The sequence below is a fragment of the Agrobacterium sp. P15N1-A genome, from assembly GCF_044626815.1.
In the GTDB taxonomy this organism is placed as follows: Bacteria; Pseudomonadota; Alphaproteobacteria; order Rhizobiales; family Rhizobiaceae; genus Agrobacterium; species Agrobacterium leguminum.
Genome location: NZ_JBIUPF010000007.1, coordinates 81,938 through 107,581, shown reverse-complemented (window position 1 = coordinate 107,581; position 25,644 = coordinate 81,938). Strand labels below are relative to the sequence as shown.

The 25,644-nt window shown below is 59.8% G+C and carries 22 protein-coding genes; 18 read left to right on the top strand and 4 right to left on the bottom strand.

The genetic code is table 11. The features are described 5' to 3' along the window. The first annotated feature begins 163 nt into the window (after positions 1-163). From mdh to ACIK7D_RS21595, 10 genes are all read left to right on the top strand, one after another. Entirely contained in the window at positions 164-1,126 is a 963-nt protein-coding gene (mdh, locus tag ACIK7D_RS21640; RefSeq protein WP_003523512.1) for a malate dehydrogenase, read from the top strand. Positions 1,127-1,157: 31 nt separating this feature from the next. Beyond that, positions 1,158-2,351 carry an ADP-forming succinate--CoA ligase subunit beta gene (gene sucC / locus ACIK7D_RS21635; RefSeq protein ID WP_400157325.1) on the top strand — a complete coding sequence of 398 codons (1,194 nt, stop codon included), beginning with the start codon at positions 1,158-1,160 and terminating at the stop codon, positions 2,349-2,351. A 17-nt stretch (positions 2,352-2,368) separates the two neighbouring features. Then, positions 2,369-3,271 (top strand): succinate--CoA ligase subunit alpha, encoded by a 903-nt coding sequence (gene sucD / locus ACIK7D_RS21630; protein WP_127756557.1) that lies wholly within the window; start codon positions 2,369-2,371, stop codon positions 3,269-3,271. Between the two features lie 178 nt (positions 3,272-3,449). After that, positions 3,450-6,446 carry a 2-oxoglutarate dehydrogenase E1 component gene (locus tag ACIK7D_RS21625; RefSeq protein WP_080815669.1) on the top strand — a complete coding sequence of 999 codons (2,997 nt, stop codon included), beginning with the start codon at positions 3,450-3,452 and terminating at the stop codon, positions 6,444-6,446. Positions 6,447-6,499: 53 nt separating this feature from the next. After that, positions 6,500-7,732 (top strand): 2-oxoglutarate dehydrogenase complex dihydrolipoyllysine-residue succinyltransferase, encoded by a 1,233-nt coding sequence (odhB, locus tag ACIK7D_RS21620; RefSeq protein ID WP_035263525.1) that lies wholly within the window; start codon positions 6,500-6,502, stop codon positions 7,730-7,732. A 23-nt stretch (positions 7,733-7,755) separates the two neighbouring features. Beyond that, complete coding sequence (locus tag ACIK7D_RS21615) at positions 7,756-8,166, top strand: MAPEG family protein (protein ID WP_127756558.1); 411 nt, start codon at positions 7,756-7,758, stop codon at positions 8,164-8,166. A gap of 10 nt (positions 8,167-8,176) precedes the next feature. Further along, positions 8,177-8,818, top strand: coding sequence for a LysE family translocator (locus tag ACIK7D_RS21610; RefSeq protein ID WP_120947543.1), 642 nt, complete (start codon positions 8,177-8,179; stop codon positions 8,816-8,818). A 66-nt stretch (positions 8,819-8,884) separates the two neighbouring features. After that, the gene (gene lpdA / locus ACIK7D_RS21605; protein WP_400157324.1) at positions 8,885-10,291 is read left to right on the top strand and encodes a dihydrolipoyl dehydrogenase; all 1,407 of its coding nucleotides are present in this window, start codon (positions 8,885-8,887) and stop codon (positions 10,289-10,291) included. 127 nt (positions 10,292-10,418) lie between these two features. Next, entirely contained in the window at positions 10,419-10,919 is a 501-nt protein-coding gene (locus ACIK7D_RS21600; protein WP_137004049.1) for a cytochrome b, read from the top strand. 79 nt (positions 10,920-10,998) lie between these two features. Next, entirely contained in the window at positions 10,999-11,487 is a 489-nt protein-coding gene (locus tag ACIK7D_RS21595; RefSeq protein ID WP_400157323.1) for a DUF2867 domain-containing protein, read from the top strand. Here ACIK7D_RS21595 and ACIK7D_RS21590 read toward each other — a convergent pair. Both ACIK7D_RS21590 and ACIK7D_RS21585 read right to left on the bottom strand, forming a co-directional pair. Then, positions 11,471-12,568, bottom strand: a complete 1,098-nt coding sequence (locus ACIK7D_RS21590) for a TraB/GumN family protein (protein ID WP_400157322.1) — start codon at positions 12,566-12,568, stop codon at positions 11,471-11,473. The two genes, ACIK7D_RS21595 and ACIK7D_RS21590, sit on opposite strands and share 17 nt — an antisense overlap. Before the next feature lie 80 nt (positions 12,569-12,648). Next, positions 12,649-13,596 (bottom strand): tyrosine recombinase XerC, encoded by a 948-nt coding sequence (locus ACIK7D_RS21585; RefSeq protein WP_127756562.1) that lies wholly within the window; start codon positions 13,594-13,596, stop codon positions 12,649-12,651. A 121-nt stretch (positions 13,597-13,717) separates the two neighbouring features. Here ACIK7D_RS21585 and ACIK7D_RS21580 point away from each other — a divergent pair, with 121 nt between their 5' ends. The 8 genes from ACIK7D_RS21580 to fdhD all read left to right on the top strand — a co-directional run bounded on the left by ACIK7D_RS21580 (position 13,718) and on the right by fdhD (position 22,847). Beyond that, a complete protein-coding gene (locus ACIK7D_RS21580; protein ID WP_400157321.1) occupies positions 13,718-15,934 on the top strand; it encodes a primosomal protein N' in 2,217 nt (738 codons plus the stop codon). Positions 15,935-16,013: 79 nt separating this feature from the next. After that, positions 16,014-16,400 (top strand): phage infection protein, encoded by a 387-nt coding sequence (locus tag ACIK7D_RS21575; protein WP_003523527.1) that lies wholly within the window; start codon positions 16,014-16,016, stop codon positions 16,398-16,400. Between the two features lie 261 nt (positions 16,401-16,661). Then, positions 16,662-17,228, top strand: coding sequence for a F0F1 ATP synthase subunit delta (locus ACIK7D_RS21570; protein ID WP_400157320.1), 567 nt, complete (start codon positions 16,662-16,664; stop codon positions 17,226-17,228). Beyond that, entirely contained in the window at positions 17,228-18,757 is a 1,530-nt protein-coding gene (atpA, locus tag ACIK7D_RS21565) for a F0F1 ATP synthase subunit alpha (RefSeq protein ID WP_080815683.1), read from the top strand. The genes ACIK7D_RS21570 and atpA overlap by 1 nt, the downstream gene beginning before the upstream one ends. Before the next feature lie 31 nt (positions 18,758-18,788). After that, on the top strand, positions 18,789-19,667 hold the full coding sequence (locus ACIK7D_RS21560; protein WP_137004043.1) for a F0F1 ATP synthase subunit gamma: 879 nt from the start codon (positions 18,789-18,791) through the stop codon (positions 19,665-19,667). Positions 19,668-19,690: 23 nt separating this feature from the next. Then, positions 19,691-21,145, top strand: coding sequence for a F0F1 ATP synthase subunit beta (gene atpD / locus ACIK7D_RS21555; RefSeq protein WP_080815686.1), 1,455 nt, complete (start codon positions 19,691-19,693; stop codon positions 21,143-21,145). Positions 21,146-21,274: 129 nt separating this feature from the next. Beyond that, a complete protein-coding gene (locus ACIK7D_RS21550; protein WP_003492358.1) occupies positions 21,275-21,685 on the top strand; it encodes a F0F1 ATP synthase subunit epsilon in 411 nt (136 codons plus the stop codon). 346 nt (positions 21,686-22,031) lie between these two features. Continuing rightward, positions 22,032-22,847: a formate dehydrogenase accessory sulfurtransferase FdhD gene (fdhD, locus tag ACIK7D_RS21545; RefSeq protein ID WP_400157319.1), complete on the top strand. Its 816-nt coding sequence runs from the start codon at positions 22,032-22,034 to the stop codon at positions 22,845-22,847. 45 nt (positions 22,848-22,892) lie between these two features. Here the strand turns inward: fdhD and ACIK7D_RS21540 are convergent, their stop codons facing one another. Beyond that, positions 22,893-24,662, bottom strand: a complete 1,770-nt coding sequence (locus tag ACIK7D_RS21540; protein WP_400157318.1) for a methyl-accepting chemotaxis protein — start codon at positions 24,660-24,662, stop codon at positions 22,893-22,895. Between the two features lie 331 nt (positions 24,663-24,993). Beyond that, positions 24,994-25,470: a chemotaxis protein CheW gene (locus ACIK7D_RS21535; RefSeq protein ID WP_003504949.1), complete on the bottom strand. Its 477-nt coding sequence runs from the start codon at positions 25,468-25,470 to the stop codon at positions 24,994-24,996. Positions 25,471-25,644: the final 174 nt, after the last annotated feature.

Here is a 25,644-nt window from a genome sequence, read left to right as displayed (position 1 = left end):
TTTTCTTACGTTTACGTAAGAAAATAATTATCTAAACGATTGAAAATATTCACCGGAAAAGAATCTGTTGCCAATTTTAGCCAATGGGGCTAATCGGAGTGCGACAATTTGGCTGCCGGTTTGGCGCGGTGAAATTGAATTGAAGCTCAAGAGGAAGCATTCGATGGCTCGCAAAAAAATTGCACTTATTGGTTCTGGCATGATCGGCGGCACGCTGGCGCATCTCGCCAGCCTGAAGGAACTGGGCGATATCGTCCTCTTCGATATTGCCGACGGCATCCCGCAGGGCAAGGGTCTGGATATTGCCCAGTCCGGCCCGGTTGAAGGCTTCAATGCAAAGCTCACCGGCGCTTCCGATTACGCCGCCATCGAAGGCGCAGACGTCTGCATCGTCACCGCTGGCGTTGCCCGCAAGCCGGGCATGAGCCGCGACGATCTTCTCGGCATCAACCTCAAGGTCATGGAACAGGTCGGCGCCGGCATCAAGAAATATGCCCCGAACGCTTTTGTGATCTGCATCACCAACCCGCTCGACGCCATGGTCTGGGCGCTGCAGAAGTTCTCCGGCCTGCCGAAGAACAAGGTCGTCGGCATGGCCGGCGTTCTCGACAGCGCCCGTTTCCGCCTGTTCCTCGCCGAAGAATTCAACGTTTCGGTTGAAGACGTCACCGCCTTCGTTCTTGGCGGCCACGGCGACACCATGGTGCCGCTCGCTCGCTACTCCACGGTTGCCGGCGTTCCGCTGACCGATCTCGTCAAGATGGGCTGGCTGACCGCCGAGCGCCTTGAGCAGATCATCCAGCGCACCCGTGACGGCGGTGCGGAAATCGTCGGCCTGCTGAAGACCGGTTCGGCCTATTATGCGCCGGCTGCTTCGGCAATCGAAATGGCTGAATCCTACCTCAAGGACAAGAAGCGCGTTCTGCCCGCCGCTGCCCACCTCTCGGGCCAGTATGGCGTCGACGACATGTATGTCGGCGTGCCGACCATCATCGGTGCCGGTGGTATCGAGCGCATCATCGAGATCGAACTGAACAAGGAAGAAGAAGCCGCCTTCCAGAAATCCGTCGGCGCTGTCGCTGGTCTTTGCGAAGCCTGCGTCAACATCGCTCCGTCGCTGAAGTAATAGCCTAGCGGCTCCAAACAGGGATTATTCCATGAATATTCACGAATATCAGGCCAAGGCTCTTCTGAAGGGCTACGGCGCGCCGGTTGCTGAAGGCGTCGCCATTCTCAAGGTCGAAGAAGCCGAAGCTGCCGCCAAGCAGCTTCCCGGCCCGCTTTACGTCGTCAAGAGCCAGATCCATGCTGGCGGCCGCGGCAAGGGCAAGTTCAAGGAACTCGGCCCGGACGCCAAGGGCGGCGTTCGTCTGGCGAAGTCCATCGACGAAGTCGTTTCCCACGCCAAGGACATGCTCGGCAACACGCTGGTAACGGCGCAGACCGGTGAAGCCGGCAAGCAGGTCAACCGTCTCTACATCGAAGACGGTGCCGACATTGCCCGCGAACTTTACTGCTCGCTGCTGGTTGATCGTTCCGTCGGCCAGGTTGCTTTCGTGGTTTCCACGGAAGGCGGCATGGACATCGAAGCTGTCGCCCACGACACGCCCGAGAAAATCCACACCATCGCCATCAACCCGGAAAAGGGTGTAAGCGACGCTGACGTTGCCGCGATCTCCAAGGCTCTCGAGCTTGAGGGTGCTGCAGCCGAAGACGCCAAGGCGCTGTTCCCGATCCTCTACAAGGCCTTCAACGAGAAGGACATGGCTCTCCTTGAGGTTAACCCGCTGATCGTCATGGAAAATGGCCATCTGCGCGTTCTCGATGCCAAGATGTCCTTCGACGGCAACGCGCTGTTCCGCCATGACGACGTCAAGGCGCTGCGCGACGAGACCGAAGAAGACGCCAAGGAAATCGAAGCCTCCAAGTGGGACCTCGCTTACGTGGCGCTCGACGGCAACATCGGCTGCATGGTCAATGGTGCAGGTCTTGCCATGGCGACGATGGACATCATCAAGCTTTACGGCAAAGAGCCGGCTAACTTCTGCGACGTCGGCGGTGGCGCCGGCAAGGAGAAGGTTGCGGCAGCCTTCAAGATCATCACGGCCGACCCGAAGGTCGAGGGTATCCTCGTCAACATCTTCGGCGGCATCATGAAGTGCGACGTCATCGCCGAAGGCGTGATTGCCGCGGTGAAGGAAGTCGGTTTGCAGGTTCCGCTCGTTGTTCGCCTCGAAGGCACCAACGTCGAACTTGGCAAGAAGCTTCTCAACGAATCTGGCCTTGCGATTACGGCTGCTGACGATCTGGACGACGCAGCCAAGAAGATCGTCGCGGCGATCAACGGCTAATTGAGGGACCGGAAATAATGTCTATTCTTGTTAATAAAGACACGAAGATCCTTGTTCAGGGTCTGACCGGCAAGACCGGCACCTTCCACACCGAACAGGCGCTTGCCTATTACGGCACGCAGATGGTTGGTGGTATTCACCCGAAGAAGGGCGGCGAAACGTGGACCGGCTCCAAGGGCGAGAGCCTGCCGATCTTCGCAACGGTTGCCGAAGCCAAGGAAAAGACCGGTGCAGACGCATCCGTGATCTACGTTCCGCCGGCAGGTGCAGCAGACGCCATCATCGAAGCCATCGACGCGGAAATTCCGTTCATCACCTGCATCACCGAAGGTATCCCGGTCATGGACATGGTTCGCGTCAAGGCTCGCCTCGACCGCTCCAAGTCGCGCCTGCTCGGCCCGAACTGCCCGGGTATCCTGACGCCGGAAGAATGCAAGATCGGCATCATGCCGGGCTCCATCTTCCGCAAGGGTTCGGTCGGTATCGTTTCGCGTTCGGGCACGCTCACCTATGAAGCCGTGTTCCAGACATCCAACGAAGGCCTCGGCCAGACGACGGCTGTCGGCATCGGCGGCGACCCGGTCAAGGGCACCGAGTTCATCGACGTGCTGGAAATGTTCCTCGCCGACGAAGCCACGCAGTCGATCATCATGATCGGCGAAATCGGCGGCTCGGCTGAAGAAGATGCGGCGCAGTTCCTGATCGACGAAGCCAAGAAGGGCCGCAAGAAGCCGATGGCCGGCTTCATCGCGGGCCGTACGGCTCCGAAGGGCCGCACCATGGGCCACGCCGGCGCTGTCGTTTCCGGCGGCAAGGGTGACGCAGAGTCCAAGATCGCAGCCATGGAAGCGGCCGGCATCAAGGTGTCGCCTTCCCCGGCGCGCCTCGGCAAGACGCTGGTTGAAGTCCTCAAGGGCTGAGACCACATGACATCGGTAACGGGCGGCGTGGCTTCAATGCCACGCTGCCCGATGCCGCAAGGAACGACAGACAGAACGGCATACCGCCCCGGCGGCAGACAGCAATAATCAAAGCGGCAGGCCGGCGAACGGCCCTAACGGCATCGAGGAGGCGGACGGACAAGTCCGCAAGAACACAATGGCAAGGCAAGAAGCGAACGAGCAGTTTCAGATCACGTCGTTTCTGGACGGCGCGAATGCAGCCTATATCGAGCAGCTCTATGCCCGGTACGAAGAGGACCCCTCTTCCGTGTCGCCGGAGTGGCAGAGCTTCTTCAAGGCACTGTCCGATAACCCGGAAGATGTGAAGAAGGCGGCCAAGGGCGCCTCCTGGAAGCGCGCCAACTGGCCGATCCCGGCGAATGGCGAACTGGTTTCCGCACTTGATGGCAACTGGGCCACGGTCGAAAAGGCCATCGAGAAAAAGGTTCAGGCGAAGGCTGAGGCCAAGAGCGCCGATACCGGCAAGCCGGTCAGCGAAGCCGAAGTGCTGCAGGCGACCCGTGACAGCGTTCGCGCCATCATGATGATCCGCGCCTACCGCATGCGCGGTCACCTGCATGCCAAGCTCGATCCGCTCGGCATCGCGGTCGCGGTTGAGGATTACAACGAGCTTTCGCCGAAGTCCTACGGCTTCGAAGAAAGCGATTACGACCGCAAGATTTTCATCGATAACGTGCTCGGCCTCGAATATGCGACCGTGCGTGAAATGATCGATATTCTGGAGCGCACCTACTGCTCCACCATCGGTGTTGAATTCATGCACATGTCCAGCCCGGAAGAAAAAGGCTGGATTCAGGAGCGCATCGAAGGTCCGGACAAGGGCGTCGCCTTCACGGCTGAAGGCAAGAAGGCCATTCTGTCCAAGCTGGTCGAAGCCGAAGGTTACGAGCAGTTCCTCGACGTGCGTTTCAAGGGCACCAAGCGTTTCGGCCTCGATGGCGGTGAATCGCTGATCCCGGCGCTCGAGCAGATCATCAAGCGCGGCGGGCAGGAAGGCCTGGAAGAAGTCGTTCTCGGCATGGCCCACCGTGGCCGCTTGAACGTTCTGACCAACGTCATGGGCAAGCCGCACCGCGCCGTGTTCCACGAGTTCAAGGGCGGTTCGTTCAAGCCTGACGATGTCGAGGGTTCCGGCGACGTGAAGTACCACCTCGGTGCGTCCTCCGACCGCGAATTCGACGGCAACAAGGTTCACCTGTCGCTGACGGCCAACCCGTCGCACCTTGAAATCGTCAACCCCGTTGTCATGGGCAAGGCCCGCGCCAAGCAGGACCAGCTGGCCAAGGTGTGGGACGGCGACATCATTCCGCTTTCCGAACGCGCCAAGGTGCTGCCGCTGCTGCTGCACGGCGATGCCGCTTTCGCGGGTCAGGGCGTGGTTGCCGAAATTCTCGGCCTTTCCGGTCTGCGCGGTCACCGCGTTGCCGGCACCATGCACTTCATCATCAACAACCAGATCGGCTTCACGACGAACCCGGCCTTCTCGCGTTCGTCGCCCTATCCGTCCGACGTCGCCAAGATGATCGAAGCGCCGATCTTCCACGTCAACGGCGACGATCCGGAAGCAGTTACCTATGCGGCCAAGGTTGCGACCGAATACCGCATGAAGTTCCACAAGCCTGTCGTCATCGACATGTTCTGCTACCGCCGCTTCGGCCATAACGAAGGCGACGAGCCGGCGTTCACGCAGCCGAAGATGTACAAGGTTATCCGTGGTCACAAGACAGTCGCGCGTATTTATGCCGACCGCCTGATCGCGGAAGGCCTGATGAACGAAGGCGAATTCGAGAAGATGAAGGCCGACTGGCGCGCCCATCTCGAGCAGGAATTCGAGGCAGGCCAGTCCTACAAGCCGAACAAGGCCGACTGGCTGGACGGTCAGTGGTCGGGTCTGCGCGCCGCCGACAATGCCGATGAGCAGCGTCGCGGCAAGACCGGCGTGCCGATGAAGCAGCTCAAGGAAATTGGCAAGAAGCTGTCGACCATTCCGGAAGGTTTCAGCGCCCACCGCACGATCCAACGCTTCATGGAAAACCGCTCGCAGATGGTCGAGACGGGTGAAGGCATCGACTGGGCAATGGCGGAAGCGCTTGCGTTCGGTTCGCTCGTTGCCGACGGCCACAAGATTCGTCTTTCCGGTCAGGATTGCGAACGCGGCACCTTCTCGCAGCGTCACTCGGTCCTTTACGATCAGGAGACCGAAGAGCGTTATATTCCGCTCGCCAACCTTTCGCCGACGCAGGCCCGTTACGAAGTCATCAACTCGATGCTTTCGGAAGAAGCCGTTCTCGGCTTCGAATATGGCTACTCGCTGGCCCGTCCGAATGCGCTGACCCTTTGGGAAGCCCAGTTCGGCGACTTCGCCAACGGCGCGCAGGTGGTGTTCGACCAGTTCATCTCTTCGGGTGAACGCAAGTGGCTGCGCATGTCCGGTCTCGTCTGCCTTCTGCCGCATGGTTATGAAGGTCAGGGCCCGGAACATTCGTCCGCCCGTCTGGAGCGCTGGCTGCAGATGTGCGCCGAAGACAACATGCAGGTTGCCAACTGCACGACGCCGGCCAACTACTTCCACATCCTGCGCCGCCAGGTGAAGCGCGACTTCCGCAAGCCGCTGATCCTGATGACGCCGAAGTCGCTGCTGCGTCACAAGCGCGCCACCTCTTCGCTGGCCGAGCTTGCAGGCGAGTCCTCCTTCCACCGTCTCCTGTGGGACGATGCTGAAGTCATCAAGGACGGCCCGATCAAGCTGCAGAAGGATTCGAAGATTCGCCGCGTCGTCATGTGCACGGGCAAGGTCTATTACGATCTGCTTGAGGAACGCGAAAAGCGCGGTATCGACGATATCTATCTGCTGCGTATCGAACAGCTTTACCCGTTCCCGGCCAAGGCGCTCATCAACGAGCTGTCGCGCTTCCGCAATGCGGAAATGGTCTGGTGCCAGGAAGAGCCGAAGAACATGGGTGCGTGGTCGTTCATCGATCCTTACCTGGAATGGGTTCTGGCGCATATCGACGCCAAGTACCAGAAGGTCCGTTACACGGGCCGTCCGGCTGCCGCCTCTCCGGCGACCGGCCTGATGTCCAAGCACCTGGCGCAGCTTGCTGCGTTTCTGGAAGACGCGCTGGGAGAGTGAAAACTCTCCCGCATCGCCCCGCAAAAAAGACACCTGAATAACGGAACTAGATCATGGCCACTGAAATCCGCGTACCAACCCTCGGCGAATCCGTCAGCGAAGCGACCGTCGGCACCTGGTTCAAGAAGGTCGGCGACACCGTCAAGGCCGACGAACCGCTCGTTGAACTGGAAACCGACAAGGTTACCGTCGAAGTCCCGGCGCCTGCGTCCGGCGTTCTCACCGAAATCGTTGCGCAGAACGGCGAAACTGTCGGTCTCGACGCGCTTCTCGGCCAGATCGCCGAAGGTGCTGCCGGCGCTGCAACCTCTGCACCGGCTGCCGAACCGGCAAAGCCTGCTGCAGCTGCCGCACCGGCGCCTGCCGCCGTTGCCGCACCGGCAACCGGCTCCATGCCGCCCGCACCTGCCGCCGGCAAGCTGCTTGCTGAAAACAACCTGTCCGCCGATCAGGTCGACGGTTCGGGCAAGCGCGGTCAGGTTCTGAAGGGTGACGTTCTCGCCGCTGTCGCCAAGGGCGTTTCGGCACCGGCCGCCGCACCGGCTCCGGCTGCTGCCCCCCGCCCGGTTTCCGCGGAGCAGGATGCCGTTCGCGAAGAGCGCGTCAAGATGACCCGCCTGCGCCAGACGATCGCCCGTCGCCTGAAGGACGCACAGAACACCGCCGCCATGCTCACCACCTATAACGAGGTGGACATGAGCGCGGTCATGGACCTGCGCAACCGTTACAAGGACGTGTTCGAGAAGAAGCACGGCGTCAAGCTCGGCTTCATGGGCTTCTTCACCAAGGCCGTGACCCACGCGCTGAAGGAACTGCCCGCCGTCAACGCTGAAATCGACGGCACGGACATCATCTACAAGAACTATTGTCACGTCGGCATGGCTGTCGGCACCGACAAGGGTCTCGTTGTTCCCGTCATCCGTGATGCCGACCAGCTCTCCATCGCCGGTGTCGAAAAGGAACTCGGCCGCCTCGCCAAGGCAGCGCGTGACGGTTCGCTCGGGATGGCCGACATGCAGGGTGGCACCTTCACCATCACCAATGGTGGTGTCTACGGTTCGCTGATGTCTTCGCCGATCCTCAACGCGCCGCAGTCGGGCATTCTCGGCATGCACAAGATTCAGGAACGCCCGGTCGCCATCGGCGGTCAGGTCGTCATCCGTCCGATGATGTATCTTGCGCTCTCCTACGATCACCGTATCGTTGACGGCAAGGAAGCCGTGACCTTCCTCGTTCGCGTCAAGGAAAGCCTGGAAGATCCGGAACGTCTGGTTCTTGATCTCTAAGACTGAAACAGGGGAGAAGAGGGATGGAAAACCTGGCCGGCGGGAATGGACCTTTCGTGTTCCTGCTGGCGCTCAGCGTCATTCTTCTTCTCCTGCATATCTGCCTTCAGGCCATGTCCGCCACGCGGGAACTCGGCCTTGCGTGGAATGCGGGCGCGCGCGATATGCGGCAGGACCTCAAAGGGGTGTTTGCTGGACGTGCGCAGCGCGCCTCGGATAATTTTCGCGAGACCTATCCGGCTTTCGTCGGTCTCACTCTCGCTCTTGCGATCGCCGGTGACGCTTCCGGCTGGGGGCTGACGGGCGGCTGGATATGGACCATGGCGCGCATCGTCTACATCCCGCTTTATCTGGCAGGCGTGCCCTATGTGCGGTCGATCGCGTGGGTCGTGTCCCTTGGCGGTCTGGTCCTCATGCTTGTCGCGCTGATCTGAGGTCGAGCCTATGCATCAATATCTCATCGAACTTGCATCCCTGATGGCGATCTTCTCCTTTGCGATCGTCTCGCCCGGCGCGGATCTCGCGATGGTGATGCGTCAGGCTATGGTGCACGGTCGCAAACAGGCCATCATCACCAGCTTCGGGGTGGGGACGTCTTTGATGTTCCACGTCACCTATACGATCCTTGGACTTGGTCTCATCATCTCCCAGTCGATCTATCTCTTCAACATCGTCAAATGGCTGGGCGTCGCCTATCTGATCTATATCGGCATCAAGGCGCTGCGCGCCGGCAAGACCGAATTGCCCGCCGCTGAAGGTGAAGGAGTTCAGGCGAAAAGCAGCCAGACGGCGCTTAAGGCTTTCACGCTCGGTTTTGCCGCCAATGCACTCAACCCCAAGCCGGTGTTTTTCTTCCTGTCGATCTTTTCGACGGTGGTTCATGCTCACACGCCGGTCGCCATCAAGTTCGGATACGGCTTCGTCATGGCGAGCTGCCTTATCCTGTGGTTCGTCGGCGTCAGCCTGTTCATGACGACGCCGCGCATGCGGGCCGCATTTCAGCGCGCCAGCCAATGGATCGACCGCACCAGCGGCGTGGTCTTCATTGCACTCGGTATAAAACTCGCAACGGAAAAAGCGGCCTGAATTTCAGGTCAAACGCAAGCAGGGCAATGATTGGTATCTTGCCCGACATCAATCAGGAAAACGAACATGGCATATGATGTAGTTGTAATCGGCACGGGCCCCGGCGGTTATGTTTGCGCGGTCAAGGCGGCACAGCTGGGCCTCAAGGTCGCTGTCATCGAAAAGCGCGCGACCTATGGCGGCACCTGCCTCAATGTCGGCTGCATCCCGTCCAAGGCGCTGCTGCACGCGTCCGAAACCTTTGCCCATGTTGCCCATGGTGTCGATACGCTTGGCATCGAAGTCGCCGCGCCGAAGCTGAACCTTGAAAAGATGATGGGTCACAAGGACGGCGTGGTGAAGGCCAATGTGGACGGCGTGTCCTTCCTGTTCAAGAAGAACAAGATCGATGCCTTCCAGGGCACCGGCAAGGTGGTTTCCGCCGGCAAGGTTTCCGTCACCAACGACAAGGGTGAGACGCAGGAGATCGAAGCGAAGAACATCGTCATCGCCACGGGTTCTGATGTTGCCGGCATTCCGGGCGTTCAGGTCGATATCGATGAAAGCGTCATCGTCTCCTCCACCGGTGCGATCGCTCTTTCCAAGGTTCCGGAAAAGCTGATCGTCGTCGGCGGCGGCGTCATCGGCCTCGAGCTCGGTTCGGTCTGGTCGCGCATCGGCGCCAAGGTTACCGTCGTTGAATATCTCGACAATATTCTCGGCGGCATGGATGGCGAAGTTTCCAAGCAGGCCCAGCGCCTGCTCGCCAAGCAGGGTCTCGATTTCAAGCTCGGCGCGAAGGTGACGGCCGTTGAAAAGACCGCTGCCGGTGCAAAGGTGGTGTTCGAGCCGGTCAAGGGCGGCGCTGCCGAGACGCTGGAAGCAAACGTCGTGCTGATCTCCACCGGCCGCAAGCCCTACACCGAAGGTCTCGGCCTTGCGGAAGCCGGTGTCGTGCTGGACAGCCGCGGCCGCGTCGAAATCGACGGTCACTACAAGACCAATGTCGATGGCATCTATGCGATCGGCGACGTGGTGAAGGGCCCGATGCTGGCGCACAAGGCGGAAGACGAGGGCGTTGCTCTCGCGGAAATCCTCGCCGGCCAGCGCGGCCATGTGAATTACGACGTCATTCCGGCCGTGGTCTATACGCAGCCTGAAATCGCTTCCGTCGGCAAGACCGAGGAAGAGCTGAAGGCCGCTGGCGTCGCCTACAAGGTCGGCAAGTTCCCCTTCACCGCCAATGGCCGCGCCCGCGCCATGCAGGTGACGGATGGTTTCGTGAAGATCCTTGCCGACAAGGAAACCGACCGGGTTCTCGGCGGCCACATCGTCGGCTTCGGCGCTGGCGAAATGATCCACGAAATCACCGTACTGATGGAATTCGGCGGTTCTTCGGAAGATTTGGGCCGCACCTGCCATGCGCATCCCACCATGTCGGAAGCCGTGAAGGAAGCAGCGCTGGCGACCTTCTTCAAGCCGATCCACATGTAATCGGTGTTGGAGCCCGCTGCTCCAATATTAAATTTCAGTCATCTGCCAAACCCCGGCTTGCCATGCAGGCCGGGGTTTTCCATACTCGCGCCACAGCCTGTCTAACCTTTTGATAAAAGGCAATAAAATGGCGTTTCCAAGTCAAGTTTCCTTCACCGTTCCGCAGCGCATCATTCATTGGGCGATGGCGCTTCTGATCTTCTTCAACCTGTTGTTTCCCGATGGGATGGAACATGCCTACCGACTGATGCGGCGGGGCGAAACACTGACACCGGAACAGGTATCTTCGGCCAATATTCACGCCTATGTCGGCTTCACCATTCTGTTGCTCGCGGTGCTGCGCCTCTGTCTACGCTTCTTCCAGGGCGTGCCGCCGCATCCCGCCGAAGAACCGAGGCCGTTTCAGATTGCGGCGAAGGTGGCGCATTTCACCTTTTATGCCCTGTTCCTCGTCCTGCCCCTGTCCGGTATTGCCGCTTATTACTTCGGCGCTCAGCCGGCGGGACAGTTGCATTCCGGTCCCTTCAAGGCGCTGATGTGGGTGTTGATCGCCGGTCACGTCGCCGCCGTTCTGGTTCACCAGTTCTACTGGCGCACCAATGTCCTGAAGCGCATGACGCACGGCTAAGCGGCGGTTTGTCGCGTTTCCGGTTCCTCGGAAAAAGAGGAAGGTGACCCTTGCCGCATCGTGCGGCCGGGGTTCAGGAATGCAGGATATCGAAGACATATTGCCGGACGCAGACTGGCGGGATCGCTATCAGGGAGAGATGGTGACGACGGAGCCGTCCTCACTCGATGTCAGCAGGCTCCTTCTCGATCATCCTCCGGCATGGATCCGCAGCCTCATGGCGCTTCGAAACCGCGTCGTGGCGCTTTTCGGTTTAAGAACGGTCGAAATGGTGGCTGGCACATCGGCAGGCGGTTTTCCCATCCTTTCCTCCACGCCCCAGCGGACTGTGCTGGGTTTCGATGACCGCCATCTCGATTTCCGGATCGTCGTCGATCTCGAAGAGAAGGGGAGCCGCCAGATGGTGAGTATCACCACCATCGTCAGGCGCAAGAACCTGTTCGGGCGGCTTTATCTTCTTGTCGTCGGACCGTTTCACCGCCGCATCGTGCCGGCGACGATGCGGCCGTTCTGCGCCAATGTCCGTCCAGTCAGCATCGGGAGTGAGCGGGTCAATCGACCCGCGTGAGGGTAAAGCCTTCCGCGCGCAGCAGTTCGACAAGGCCTTCCTCGCCCGGCAGATGCAGTGCGCCGACGGCCATGAAGACATTGCCCCTGGTAAGCTCGGGGGCTGCCCGTTCCGCCATGACGTGGTTGCGGTCGGTGATGATGCGCTGTTCGAAGGCGGCATAGCCCTGTTCGCTTTCGGCCGCCGCCTTCTTGGTGTCCAGGCTTTTCAGCATGGGCATGGTCATGCCGATATCGCCGGCGACGTAAAGATCGGTCATGGTTGTCATGATGTCATCCATGCGGTCGCCCAGTTCGAGCGTTTCGATCAGCGCCTGAAGATGAAATTCCATCGGCAGCTCGGACATGGCCGTCAGCTGCTCCACCATGGTCTCCAGCCCGACAAGGTGTTTTCCGTCCGCGATGGCATCTTCGGCCAGCTTCTTGTCGAGAAAGGAGAGGCCGGTGGCCTTGCGGGCGAACTCACAGGCGGGAAGGGCGACGAAGCTCGAAAGCATCCACGGCTTCATGCGCGAAACCGCGTTCAGTGGAATGCCGCGCTCCTTGAGACCCTTTTCCAGACGCGCGACATTTTCCGGCGACAGGATGTCGGTGATCGATTTGCCATCCAGAAACATGGTGAGTTCGGGCTTGCTCAGCAGCGAGGCCGCGACCTTCTTGTCGTCGACGATTTCGTCCGATTCCACGATTACCGTCGCGGCTTTTTCGAAGGCGGGGCTGGCGGCGGCAGGCATTTCCAGAACACGCGGATCGGTCACATGCATGGTGCCGAGAAGATAGGACGTGGGCGTGCCGGCCTTTTCGATGCGCCAGAAATTGCCCTTGCCGTTCGGGATCGCGGCCGCTTCCTGCTCGATCTTTGCGAAGGCCGGTGGATCGGTCTTGCGCATTTCCACGAGAATGTCGCTGCCGGTGCAGGTGATCTGCTGCTGCGCAGCTTCCGCTTTCCCCAGCGAAAGCAAGGTCATGAGCAGGATTGCGACGGCGGTGACATGCAGGGCGGCAAGCAGCCACAGCAGGGCGTCGCCGGTCTTGCCCATCAGGGTGGCGGTGAGGTTTTGCGGTTTTATCAGGCTGTGCATCGGTCCAATCCGGTTGTCGTTCGCTTATAGAACGGCGGCTTGGATGTCTGGTTAATGATTATGGTTAACCATTTCCTGCTTCATGCGCGCGGATGGGCGTTGTCGTAGATTTCCAGCAGTCTCGCGGTGTCGACCCCGGTATAGACCTGTGTGGTGGAGAGGCTGGCATGGCCGAGCAGTTCCTGAATGGTGCGCAGGTCGCCGCCGCCGGCGAGAAGATGCGTGGCGAAGGAGTGGCGCAGCGCGTGCGGCGTGGCGTTTTCCGGCAGGCCGAAAGCGCCGCGCAGTTTCTGCATTTCCCTCTGGATGATGGCGGGCTGCAGCTTGCCGCCGCGAGCGCCGAGGAACATGGGTTCATCCGCCGACAGGGCATAGGGGCAAAGCTTCCTGTAGGTATCGACGGCTTCCGTCACCACCGCCAGCAGGGGCACAATCCGCGTCTTGTTGCCTTTGCCGGTAATGCGCAGGCTGCGGGCGCCGGGTGGGAAATCGGCGGGGGTAAGACCGAGCGCCTCGGAAATGCGAAGGCCACAGCCATAAAGCAGCGAAAGGACTGCGGCATTGCGCGCGGCGATCCATGGTTCGTCGTTCAGTTGCGCTTCGCTCGTGGTGATTTTCAGCGCCTGCCGGTCGGTCAGCGGTTTCGGTAGCGATTTCGGCTGTTTGGGCGCGCGCATGGCGGTGGCGCCGGCTGCGTTGACGAGACCCTTTTTCTGCAGGTGGTGCAGCAGGGAGCGCAGGCCGGCCAGATGTCGCCCGAGCGACCGCGGGCCTGCACCTTCCTTGCGCCGATTGGCCAGAAAGGCGCGAAGATCGACCGGACGCAGATCGGCAATATCGGTGATGGAGGCCGGTTTGCCGATGTAACCGGTCAGGAATGTCAGAAACTGCCGGGTATCGCGCTCATAAGCCTCGACAGTATTGTCCGAAAGCCGGCGTTCGCCGGCGAGGGCGGCGAGCCAGGACTGGCGCTCGTCAAGAAGATCGGCTTGGGCGAATGTCAGGATTTCGGTCACGGGGCGCTCCATTCCATGCGTCGAAACTATGCGCTTATGGTCAGCATTTGGTTAAGAGGTGGACTTTGCAAGGCGCGCCCACTACATCCGGGCGGTTTCCTTTTTCCTGTCTCCGGGGCATGGTCGCCACATCATGGCAAAAGATTCGTCCGATCTGTTTGGGGCTCTGTTCGACCCGCCGCCGCCCACGCGCACGGTGCCCGTTCTCGTGCCCATGCCGGCGCCCGGGCCCTACAGCTATTCGGTGCCCGAGGATATGGTGGTGGAGACGGGTTCCGTCGTGCAGGTGCCGCTTGGCCCCCGGCAGGTCTTTGGCGTGGTGTGGGACGATGCCGGAGAAAAGAGCGTCGATCCGAAGAAGCTGCGGCCCATCACCAAAAGTTTCGAGTGCCCGCCGCTGAAGGCGGAAATGCGCCGCTTCGTCGACTGGGTCGCCGCCTATACGCTGTCTCCGCCCGGCCTCGTGGCCCGCATGGCGCTCAGAGCACCTGCCGCCTTCGATCCCGAGCCGATGATCGAGGGGCTGCGGCTGACCGAAGGCCGGCCGGAGCGCCTTACCCCCGCCCGCGAGCGGGTGATGGAACTGGCGGCAGAGGGGCATGGCTGGACGAAGAGCGGGCTTGCCCATGCCGCCGGCGTTTCAACCAGCGTGATCGATGGGCTTGTCAAGCAGGGCGTGTTCGAGACGGTGTTTCTGCCGGCGCCGCCTGTCGTGGCCGAACCCGATCCTGACTATGTCGAGCCGCGTCTGGAAGGCCCGCAGAAACAGGCCGCTTCGGAAATACTCGAGGATGTTCGCAAGGGCGGCTTTCATGTCTCGCTGATCGACGGCGTCACAGGTTCTGGCAAAACCGAGGTCTATTTCGAGGCGGTGGCGGAGACGCTCCGTCAGGGCAGGCAGGTTCTCATCCTGCTGCCCGAAATTGCACTGACCGCGGCCTTCCTTGAACGTTTTCAGGATCGTTTCGGTGCGAAACCGGCGGAATGGCATTCGGACCTGTCACCGCGCATGCGTGAAAAAGTCTGGCGGCAGGCGGTGACGGGCGAAGTGAAGGTGGTGGCCGGCGCGCGTTCGGCACTTTTCCTGCCCTTCGACAATCTCGGTCTTATCATCGTCGATGAGGAGCACGATCCCGCCTACAAGCAGGAAGACCGCGTCTTTTATAATGCCCGTGACATGGCCGTCGTCAGGGCGCGGATAGCAGAATTTCCTGTCGTGCTGGTGTCTGCCACACCCTCCGTGGAAAGCCAGGTCAATGGCAGTTCGGGGCGTTACAACACCATTCATCTGCACACGCGTTTCGGCGATGCGGCGATGCCGGATCTGCATCTTGTCGATATGCGCCGTCATCCGCCGGAACGGGGAGGGTTTCTTTCCCCGGTTCTGCTGCGCGGCATCGGCAAGACCATCGAGAAGGGCGAGCAGGCGCTTCTTTTCCTCAATCGCCGCGGTTATGCGCCGCTGACGCTCTGCCGGGTCTGCGGCCACCGTTTCCAGTGCCCGCAATGTTCCAGCTGGCTGGTGGAGCACCGGTTCCGCAATCAATTGCAGTGCCACCAGTGCGGCCACAACGAGCCGACGCCTGACCATTGCCCGGAATGCGGCACCTTCGATCATCTGGTGGCCTGCGGGCCGGGTGTCGAGCGCATCGCCGAGGAGGTGGAGAAACATTTCCCGGAAGCCCGCACCATCGTGCTCTCCTCCGATCTCATGGGTGTCAAGCGCCTGCGGCTGGAGCTGGAGGCGATCGTCAAGGGTGAGGCGGATATCGTCATCGGCACGCAGCTCGTTGCCAAGGGACATAATTTTCCGCTGATGACGCTTGTCGGCATCGTCGATGCCGATCTGGGGCTTGCCAATGGCGATCCGCGTGCGGCGGAGCGAACGTTTCAGCTGCTGTCGCAGGTGACGGGGCGCGCCGGGCGCACGGGGTTGAAGAGCCATGGCCTGTTGCAGACCTATCAGCCGCAGCACCCCGTCATGCAGGCCATCGTTTCGGGCGATGCATCGGCCTTCTACGAAAGGGAAATCGTGGAGCGGGAAAAAGCCGTTCTGCCGCCCTTCGGACGGCTTGCCTCGATCATCGTTTCCGCCGATACGCGCGGGGAAGCGGAAACCCATGCCCGGGGCTTGAGGGCCGCAGCCCCACAGGTTACCGGCATCATGCTGCTCGGCCCGGCGGAAGCGCCGCTCGCGCTCATCCGCGGCCGCCACCGTTTCCGCCTCCTGGTACACGGGCGGCGCAATTCCGACATGCAGTCTTTTCTCCGCACGCTTCTGGCCAATGGCCCGAAAGAGCGCGGCAGCGTGCATGTGCAGCTCGATATCGATCCGCAAAGTTTCCTTTGAACTTTGCCGCCGGGGCGTTTTCCCGCTGTCATGACCGTGTCATAACGCAGCAGGCAGTCAAAATGATTTGGGGAACGAGATGGAGTTTTATTTTCCCGCCGAGTTCGGCGAGCAGCTGGCCTTCGGAGCGGCGGTGGTTTCGGCGGTGATGGGCCTTTTTTTCATGTTTGCGCCGGGTATTACGCTGCGTGCCTTCGGTCTGCAGCCGGCGGGTGAGCGCAGGGATGGTTATGCACTCGTGCGTTCGTCGCTTGCCGGGTTCTATCTCGGTCTCGGCGCCGCCGCCCTGCTTCTCGCGCAGCCCATGGTCTATCTCGCCTTCGGTGCGGCTTTCGGCCTCAGCGTGTTCGGCGGTATTCTCTCCATACTCTCCGATGGAGGCGCAACCATGCGGAATTTCTTACTTCTGGTTGTACACTTCCTGCTCGCTGCACTGTCGTTGAGCTACGTGTTCGGGCTGGTCTGAGGCGGGCTTTTTGCCTTTTGTGACGCACAGATGCCGCATCCTGGGCGAAATCGGAAAATTTAAACGCATTCCCCCTTGCCCAAACGGCGCTTTCCGCTATTACGCGTGTTGCGAGTCCCGGCGTCCTATGCTAGACGGACCGCGAAATTGGGAAAAGGCAGGGGGGAATTCCGGTCTTTTTCGGGGAAATTGAAACGATTTCAAGAATTTGATGCGGTGGAGCCCCATCGCTGATGGTCTTGGACGATTAGCAGGGAAAAAGTGCCCGTGGCAGACACCTCCCATGGAACATCCGGTGTAGCGGAAAGGTATGCGTCGTCGCTTTTCGAGCTCGCTTTGGAAGCGGGTACGGTCGAAGCGGTTCAGGCCGAACTGGACAAGTTTGGCGCACTTCTCGACGAAAGCGACGATTTGAAGCGTCTGGTTACGAGCCCGGTGTTTTCCGCCGAGGATCAGTTCAAGGCAATCACCGCGATCTGCGAAAAGGCCGGCATTGCCGGTCTCGCACTCAATTTCCTCAAGGTTGTTGCGAATAACCGCCGTCTCTTTGCCGTTCCCGGCATGATCCGCGCCTACCGCACCATTGCCGCCGCCCACCGCGGCGAAATCACCGCCGAGGTTACCTCGGCACATGCGCTCGACGAGGCGCAGGAAACTGAACTGAAGGCGGCGCTGAAGAGCGTTACCGGCAAGGATGTGGCGGTTTCCGTTACCGTCGATCCGTCGATCCTCGGAGGCCTGATCGTCAAGGTCGGCTCCCGCCAGATCGATACGTCTCTTCGCACCAAACTTTCCACCCTTAAGCTTGCACTGAAAGAGGTTGGCTGATGGATATCCGCGCCGCGGAAATTTCCGCAATTCTGAAAGATCAAATCAAAAATTTCGGCAACGAGGCGGAAGTCTCGGAAGTCGGTCAGGTGCTTTCCGTCGGTGACGGTATCGCCCGCGTCTATGGCCTCGACAATGTTCAGGCCGGCGAAATGGTCGAGTTTCCGGGCGGCATCCGTGGCATGGCGCTCAACCTCGAAGCCGACAACGTCGGTGTGGTTATCTTCGGTTCGGACCGTGACATCAAGGAAGGCGACACCGTAAAGCGGACTGGCGCTATCGTTGACGTTCCGGTCGGTCCGGAACTGCTCGGCCGCGTCGTTGACGCGCTCGGCAACCCGATCGACGGCAAGGGCCCGATCAATGCCGCCAAGCGTTCGCGCGTTGACGTCAAGGCTCCCGGCATCATTCCGCGCAAGTCGGTTCATGAGCCGATGTCGACCGGCCTCAAGGCTATCGACGCTCTCATCCCGGTTGGCCGTGGCCAGCGCGAGCTCGTCATCGGCGACCGTCAGACCGGCAAGACCGCGATCATTCTCGACACGATCCTGAACCAGAAGGCCATTCACGACAATGGCCCGGATGGCGACAAGCTTTATTGCGTCTACGTCGCTATCGGTCAGAAGCGTTCGACCGTCGCCCAGTTCGTCAAGGTTCTGGAAGAGCGCGGCGCGCTGCAGTACTCGATCATCGTTGCTGCGACCGCTTCCGATCCGGCTCCGATGCAGTACCTTGCTCCGTTTGCCGGTTGCGCCATGGGCGAATACTTCCGTGACAACGGCAAGCACGCTCTCATCGGCTACGACGACCTTTCCAAGCAGGCCGTTGCCTATCGTCAGATGTCGCTTCTGCTGCGTCGTCCTCCGGGCCGCGAAGCTTATCCGGGCGACGTTTTCTACCTTCACTCCCGTCTTCTCGAGCGCGCTGCAAAGCTCTCCGACGAAATGGGCGCAGGTTCGCTGACGGCTCTGCCGGTCATCGAAACCCAGGGTAACGACGTTTCGGCCTTCATTCCGACCAACGTGATCTCGATCACCGACGGCCAGATCTTCCTTGAAACCGACCTGTTCTACCAGGGTATCCGCCCGGCTGTTAACGTCGGTCTGTCGGTTTCGCGCGTTGGTTCCGCCGCCCAGATCAAGGCGATGAAGCAGGTTGCCGGTTCGATCAAGGGTGAACTCGCCCAGTATCGTGAAATGGCCGCTTTTGCCCAGTTCGGTTCGGACCTCGACGCCTCCACGCAGCGCCTGCTCAACCGCGGCGCCCGCCTGACCGAGCTTCTGAAGCAGCCGCAGTTCTCTCCGCTCAAGACGGAAGAACAGGTTGCGGTGATCTTCGCTGGTGTCAACGGCTACCTCGACAAGGTTCCGGTCGCGCAGGTCGGCAAGTTCGAGCAGGGTTTCCTCTCCTACCTCCGCTCGGAAGGCAAGGCGATCCTCGACACCATCCGCACGGAAAAGGCTATCAGCGACGATACCAAGGGCAAGCTCAAGGGCGCTCTTGATAGCTTCGCCAAGTCTTTCTCTTAAATCAGGGCTCTTTTACTCGGACGGATAACGGATGCCTTCACTAAAGGATCTGAAAAACCGCATTGCCTCCGTAAAGGCGACGCAGAAGATTACCAAGGCGATGAAAATGGTCGCCGCGGCGAAGCTTCGGCGCGCCCAGGAAGCTGCGGAGGCCGCCCGGCCTTATTCTCAGCGTATGAGCGCCGTTCTCGCCAACATCGCCTCGGCGGTCGAGGCTGACGTTGCTCCGGCGCTGATGACCGGCACCGGCAAGGACGACGTGCATCTGCTCGTCGTCTGCACGGCTGAACGTGGCCTTTGCGGCGGTTTCAACTCGCAGATTTCCCGTTTTGCCCGCGATCATGCCCGCAAGCTGATTTCGGAAGGCAAGACGGTCAAGATCATCACGGTTGGCAAGAAGGGTTACGACAGCCTTCGCCGCGAATTCGCAGCCAACATCATCGAGCGCGTCGAACTGCGCGACGTGAAGAAGGTCGGTTTTGAAAATGCCGACCAGATCGCCAAGAAGGTGATCTCGCTCTTCAACGCCGGCGAGTTCGATGTCTGCACGCTGATCTACTCGGAATTCAAGTCCGTCATCAGCCAGATCCCGACCGGCCTGCAGCTCATTCCAGCCGCAACGCCAGTTGTGGAAGAGGATGCCGCGACGCAGAACGCCGTCTACGAATATGAGCCGGATGCGGCTTCTATTCTGGAAGACCTTATTCCGCGCAACATTTCGGTTCAGGTTTTCCGGGCTCTGCTCGAAAACGTTGCCGGTGAAATGGGCGCCAAGATGAGCGCGATGGACAATGCAACGCGCAATGCCGGTGAGATGATCAACAAGCTGACGCTTTCCTACAACCGTCAGCGTCAGGCTCAGATCACCAAGGAACTCATTGAAATCATTTCGGGCGCGGAAGCGCTCTGAGGTAAGGAAAGAGGGTAAGGATAATGGCTAAGGCAGCTACCCCCAAGAAAACCGCAGCGGTGAACGGCGCGGGCAAGGTTACCCAGGTTATCGGCGCTGTTGTCGACGTGGCGTTCGAAGGCGAACTGCCTCCGATCCTGAACGCGCTCGAAACCGAGAACAACGGCAACCGCCTCGTTCTGGAAGTCGCGCAGCATCTCGGCGAAAACGTCGTTCGCACGATCGCCATGGACTCGACTGAAGGTCTGGTTCGCGGTCAGGCCGTCGTCAACACGGGTGCGCCGATCGAAGTTCCGGTCGGTCCGGAAACGCTCGGCCGCATCATGAACGTCATCGGCGAGCCGGTTGACGAAGCCGGTCCGATCACCACGGCCAAGAAGCGCGCCATCCACCAGGACGCGCCGTCTTACGTCGAGCAGTCGACGGAAGCACAGATCCTCGTCACCGGCATCAAGGTCGTCGACCTTCTGGCTCCTTACGCCAAGGGTGGTAAGATCGGCCTGTTCGGCGGCGCCGGCGTTGGCAAGACCGTTCTCATCATGGAACTCATCAACAACGTCGCCAAGGCGCACGGCGGTTACTCGGTATTCGCCGGTGTTGGTGAGCGTACCCGTGAAGGTAACGACCTCTATCACGAAATGATCGAGTCGAACGTCAACAAGCTCGGCGGCGGCGAAGGCTCCAAGGCTGCGCTCGTTTACGGCCAGATGAACGAACCGCCGGGCGCCCGCGCCCGCGTTGCTCTGACCGGTCTGACGATCGCTGAAAACTTCCGTGACGAAGGCCAGGACGTTCTGTTCTTCGTGGACAACATCTTCCGCTTCACACAGGCTGGTTCGGAAGTATCGGCTCTGCTCGGCCGTATTCCTTCGGCCGTGGGCTACCAGCCGACGCTCGCAACCGACATGGGCCAGATGCAGGAACGCATCACCACCACGACCAAGGGTTCGATCACCTCGGTTCAGGCCATTTACGTTCCCGCCGACGACTTGACCGACCCGGCTCCTGCCACCTCGTTCGCGCACCTTGACGCAACGACGGTTCTGTCGCGTTCGATCGCTGAAAAGGGTATCTACCCGGCTGTTGACCCGCTCGACTCCACCTCGCGTATGCTTGACCCGATGATCGTCGGCGAAGAGCACTATGAAGTTGCCCGTAAGGTTCAGTCGACCCTGCAGCGCTACAAGGCTCTCCAGGACATCATCGCCATCCTCGGCATGGACGAACTGTCGGAAGAAGACAAGCTGACGGTTGCCCGCGCCCGTAAGATCGAGCGCTTCCTGTCGCAGCCGTTCTTCGTTGCTGAAGTCTTCACCGGTTCGCCGGGCAAGCTCGTCGCTCTCGAAGACACGATCAAGGGCTTCAAGGGCCTGGTCAACGGTGAATACGACAATCTGCCGGAAGCTGCTTTCTACATGGTCGGTTCGATGGAAGAAGCCATCGAAAAGGCAAAGAAGCTGGCTGGCGAAGCCGCCTGATAATGAATTGGCGGGCGCGTGGTTCAACTGCGCGCCTTGCCGGCAACGGTGGCGAAACCGGAATGGTGATGCCGGCGTTGTAGAAATGAAGTCCGTGACGCCCGCGTAATTGAAAAGAAGTGAATAGCCATGGCTGACAGTTTCAAATTCGATCTCGTTTCCCCGGAGCGTCTGCTCGTTTCCGAAACGGTTACGGAAGTCGTCATCCCGGCTACGCTGGGTGAAATGACCGTTCTGGCCAATCACGCTCCGACGATGACGACGATCAAGCCGGGTCTGGTGACTGTGAAGTTCGCCTCCGGTGAGACGCACAAATACGTCGTTTTCGGCGGTTTTGCCGATATTCTGCCGACCGGCTGCACGCTTCTCGCCGAATCCGCCGTTTCGGCCGATGACATGTCCCCCGACACGCTGCAGAAGCGTATCGATGCGGCCAAGGCCGAAATCGAAGAGGGCAATCATCACCACGAACATCTGACCAAGCTTGAAAAGCATCTTTACGAACTGACGAACCTGCATGAGGTTCTCGTCGCCGCTTGAAAGCACCGGGCGGGTTCGAAAGAATGACTGCCCACAAAAAACCTAAAGCAGAAAGCGGCCGTTTCGGTCGCTTTTTTGTTTTGGGTTGTTGCCTCACCATATCAGACGAAGCATGGCATGCTCTCGCATGGAAACCCGTCACCTGGCCTGATCTGAGCTTCCGAATGGCGTTGGCGGGATTACATCAATGATGGACGTGCGGAAAATGGGTAAGGCAGGGAGCGCCTTCAACGGGTGCACCCGGGAAACCGTTCCGATTTTCAAGGCTTTCGGTTAGATGTGATACCGGGAAGAAATGCTGCTTTGGGGTCATGAGCGAGACGAAGCAGATTTTTGTCGTGGAGGAGTGATCGGCGTGTCGGCAAAGGCAAGTTACCGAAGGGTCGCAAGAACCGCTTTGCGCGAAGGGGCCATAGTGGAGGGCGAGAGGGCGGTGCCGGAGGAGGTGCCTGTTGCCTTTTCCTATGGCGGCAGCACCCATGCCGTGATGATGGCGAGCCCAGCTGATCTTGTCGATTTCGCAGTCGGTTTCAGTCTTACGGAAGGCATCATATCCACAAGGGCGGAAATCCATTCCATAGAGGTAATCGAGGCCGGGCAGGGCTTCGATGTTCAGGTGGATTTGCAGGATGCCAATGCGGATGCGCTGCGGGCAAGACGGCGGCATATGGCAGGCCCCGTCGGCTGCGGTCTTTGTGGAATCGAGTCCATAGAACAGGCGGTCCGCGTGGTACCGGAGTTGAGCGGCGTGGAAGTCTCCGTTGACGGAGATGACATCGTTGCTGCGGTCAAAGCGCTGAATGAAGCGCAAAGCCTCAATCGCGAAACGCGGGCAGTTCACGGCGCGGGTTTCTACAATCCTCAAAAAGGGCTGCTTGCTGTCCGCGAAGATGTCGGCCGCCACAATGCGCTCGACAAGCTCGCAGGTGCGGTCGTCAATGCAGACCTATCGCCCGGTACGGGCATTGTGGTTGTCACCAGCCGACTGTCGGTGGAAATGGTCCAGAAGACGGCCATCCTTGGCAGCCCCATTCTGGCGGCAATTTCAGCACCCACTGCGCTTGCCATCGAAACGGCCGAGAGTTCGGGTGTCACACTTGTGGCGCTGGTGCGGGGTGAAGATTTTGAAATCTTCACCCGGGCGGATCGTATCATTCTATAACATTGAGGCCGCCATTTCCCGGCGGCCCTTGGCTTCAGAGCGAGCCTAGAATTCCGCCCATTCGGCTGCTGCGTTTCCGTGAGACCTTGGCGCGGCGGCATATCGCGGTTGCGGCGTCGGGAGGCGGGTGACGACGGCCGGTTTTTTGTCGGCCGGACGAGCGGGCGATGCCTCATGCGATATTCTGAACTGCCGCAGCAACTCATGCAGATTTTCCGCCTCCGTCGCGAGGCCGTGGCTGGCGGCGGTGGTTTCCTCCACCATGGCGGCGTTTTTCTGGGTGGCCTGATCCATGACGTTGACGGCCTGATTGATTTCCCTGAGACCATTCGCCTGTTCGCGCGAGGCTTCAACGATCGCCGAGACATTGCTGTCGATCTCGCTCATCTGCGACTGGATATCCCGGAGCGCGCCGCCGGTTCTGCCCACCAGATCCACACCGTTGGCGACCTGCTCGCGGGAGGTGTTGATGAGGGATTTGATTTCCTTGGCCGCAACGGCGGATCGTTGTGCGAGTTCGCGGACCTCCTGCGCCACGACGGCGAAACCCTTGCCCGCTTCGCCGGCCCGGGCGGCTTCGACACCCGCATTCAGGGCCAGAAGATTGGTCTGGAAGGCGATGTCGTCAATGACGCCGATGATGTTGGTAATTTCACCCGAGGAACGCGAAATCGCATCCATGGCGGAAATTGCCTGCTGGACGATATCGCCGGAATGTTCGGCATGTTCTCTCGTTCGCAACACCAGCTTTCCGGCCTCGCCGGCGCGCTGGCTGGCATCGGTAACGGTGGTGGTGATTTCCTCCAGCGCGGCTGCGGTCTCTTCCAGTGAGGCGGCCTGCTGTTCGGTTCGCTGCGAAAGCTGATCGGCGGCGATGCGGATTTCGCCGGAGCCCGAGGCGATTGTCGAGGCATTGTGGGCGATGGTCTGCATGGTGGCCTGCAGCCTGGCGACGACTTCGTTGAAGTCCGCGCGCAGCTTTTCCATGCTGGGCACGAAGCTGTTGTCTAGGCGCTGCACAAGATCACCTTCGGCCAGCGCCCGCAGGGCATCGGCAAGCACACTGATGGCGCTCATGCGCGGCGTGACATCGGTGGCGAATTTCACCACTTTGACCACCTTGCCTGCTTCGTCCAGCACCGGATTATAGGCAGCCTGGATCCATATTTCCTTGCCGTTCTTTCCATAGCGGACAAATTCATCCGAGATGAATTCCCCTGCCGCCAGTCGCGGCCAGAAATTGCCATAGGCGGGCGAGGCGGCATAGGCCGGATCGCAGAACATGCGATGATGCCTGCCCTCGATTTCCTTGAGGTCGTAATTCACCGTGGCGCAGAAATTCGGATTGGCGGTGATGATGGTGCCATCCGGGAAAAACTCGATGGTGGCCTGCGAACGGGAGAGCGCCTCCAGCTTGCCCGCATCGTCCACGGCCCTGATTTTCTTGGCGGTGATGTCGGTGGCGATCTTCACGACCTTATAGGGTTTGCCGGAACGGAAAACCGGGTTGTAAGAGGCCTCGATCCAGATAACCGAGCCGTCCTTGCGGATACGGCGATATTCCTTGGCCTGGAACTCGCCGCGCGCGAGAGACTCCCAGAATTCCTGATAGGCCCGCGACCCGGCAAGCTCGCTGTCGCAGAAGATACGATGGTGCTTGCCGACGATCTCGGTGAGATCATAACCCAGCGCCGTGCAGAAATTTTTATTCGCGGTGAGGATATTACCCTTGAGATCGAATTCTATGACCGCCTGCGATCTCGATATCGCATCGAGCATATTTCTGTTATCTGCGCTTTTCCCTAACCCCAGCATTATACGTCCCCCAAAAACGGCCCACGGCGCGGCGAGCCCGCACAGGATGTGCGGTCCGCGTCGTATCATGTTGAACAACGAACAGGTTTGCCGCCGAAGGCAGCAATGCAGGCACTTCCGTCTCTCCGCCTCGGTCAGGTATCAGGCCAGCGTGATATTCGTGCCGGCGCGATACTGTTCCACGGCCTTTAATATTAGATATCTATAATATTAAAATGTTCTTATTTAATAAGACGAGGTAAAGAGGAAAAACAAAACCGCCGGGCGAGTGCTCCGGCGGTCTGGATCGATCGATAGTCTTCGTGTGGCGTGGCCTGACAAAAAGGCCTGATTAGGCCGCGAGATCTTCGGCTTCGGTTCCCTTGAACATTTTCGCAAGGTTCAGGAAGCAGATCATGCCATGTTCGTTGGCGATGATGCCTTCCGAATAGGACTTGTCGAAGGAGGCCGAGATTTCAGGAACCGGCTGAACCTGGTTTGCCGGGATTGTCAGAATGTCGGAAACGCGGTCGACGAGCATGCCGATGACCATGTTGTGCACTTCCGCCACTACGATGGCGCTTCTCTCATTGGCGACGGTGCTCTTCATGCCGAGCTTGTGAGCCAGATCGATGATCGGAATGACGGAGCCGCGCAGGTTCATGACGCCGATGACGTCTTTCGGCGCGTGGGGAATGGGCGTCGAAGGCGCCCAGCCGCGAATTTCGCGGATGGTCGTCGTCTTCACGCAGAATTCCTGATCATGCAGGCGGAACGCGATGATTTCGAGCGTCTCACCGCCAAAATTGGTAGAGTTAATCATTGCCATCAGAATTCTTCCCAATGCTCGCTGTGGAGGCCGGCGCAAGTGCACCGACACTTGCATATGCGGATTTGGCGTTCTGCCTGGTGCCTGAACAGCCGGAAACAATATTTTCCGTCTTCAATGGATGATTTGTATCATCAGATGGTTTCGCAAACCTAAATGCGAAGCGGCGCTGAA

Bases quoted from the DNA above. Each gene is read 5' to 3' on its own strand.
- ACIK7D_RS21590 (WP_400157322.1), bottom strand. From the start codon at position 12,568: ATGCACAGCCTGATAAAACCGCAAAACCTCACCGCCACCCTGATGGGC.
- mdh (WP_003523512.1), top strand. From the start codon at position 164: ATGGCTCGCAAAAAAATTGCACTTATTGGTTCTGGCATGATCGGCGGC.
- sucD (WP_127756557.1), top strand. From the start codon at position 2,369: ATGTCTATTCTTGTTAATAAAGACACGAAGATCCTTGTTCAGGGTCTG.
- atpD (WP_080815686.1), top strand. From the start codon at position 19,691: ATGGCTAAGGCAGCTACCCCCAAGAAAACCGCAGCGGTGAACGGCGCG.
- ACIK7D_RS21550 (WP_003492358.1), top strand. From the start codon at position 21,275: ATGGCTGACAGTTTCAAATTCGATCTCGTTTCCCCGGAGCGTCTGCTC.
- ACIK7D_RS21580 (WP_400157321.1), top strand. From the start codon at position 13,718: ATGGCAAAAGATTCGTCCGATCTGTTTGGGGCTCTGTTCGACCCGCCG.
- ACIK7D_RS21535 (WP_003504949.1), bottom strand. From the start codon at position 25,470: ATGGCAATGATTAACTCTACCAATTTTGGCGGTGAGACGCTCGAAATC.
- sucC (WP_400157325.1), top strand. From the start codon at position 1,158: ATGAATATTCACGAATATCAGGCCAAGGCTCTTCTGAAGGGCTACGGC.
- ACIK7D_RS21575 (WP_003523527.1), top strand. From the start codon at position 16,014: ATGGAGTTTTATTTTCCCGCCGAGTTCGGCGAGCAGCTGGCCTTCGGA.
- ACIK7D_RS21625 (WP_080815669.1), top strand. From the start codon at position 3,450: ATGGCAAGGCAAGAAGCGAACGAGCAGTTTCAGATCACGTCGTTTCTG.
- odhB (WP_035263525.1), top strand. From the start codon at position 6,500: ATGGCCACTGAAATCCGCGTACCAACCCTCGGCGAATCCGTCAGCGAA.
- ACIK7D_RS21560 (WP_137004043.1), top strand. From the start codon at position 18,789: ATGCCTTCACTAAAGGATCTGAAAAACCGCATTGCCTCCGTAAAGGCG.
- lpdA (WP_400157324.1), top strand. From the start codon at position 8,885: ATGGCATATGATGTAGTTGTAATCGGCACGGGCCCCGGCGGTTATGTT.
- atpA (WP_080815683.1), top strand. From the start codon at position 17,228: ATGGATATCCGCGCCGCGGAAATTTCCGCAATTCTGAAAGATCAAATC.
- ACIK7D_RS21610 (WP_120947543.1), top strand. From the start codon at position 8,177: ATGCATCAATATCTCATCGAACTTGCATCCCTGATGGCGATCTTCTCC.
- ACIK7D_RS21600 (WP_137004049.1), top strand. From the start codon at position 10,419: ATGGCGTTTCCAAGTCAAGTTTCCTTCACCGTTCCGCAGCGCATCATT.
- ACIK7D_RS21585 (WP_127756562.1), bottom strand. From the start codon at position 13,596: ATGGAGCGCCCCGTGACCGAAATCCTGACATTCGCCCAAGCCGATCTT.
- ACIK7D_RS21615 (WP_127756558.1), top strand. From the start codon at position 7,756: ATGGAAAACCTGGCCGGCGGGAATGGACCTTTCGTGTTCCTGCTGGCG.
- ACIK7D_RS21595 (WP_400157323.1), top strand. From the start codon at position 10,999: ATGCAGGATATCGAAGACATATTGCCGGACGCAGACTGGCGGGATCGC.
- ACIK7D_RS21540 (WP_400157318.1), bottom strand. From the start codon at position 24,662: ATGCTGGGGTTAGGGAAAAGCGCAGATAACAGAAATATGCTCGATGCG.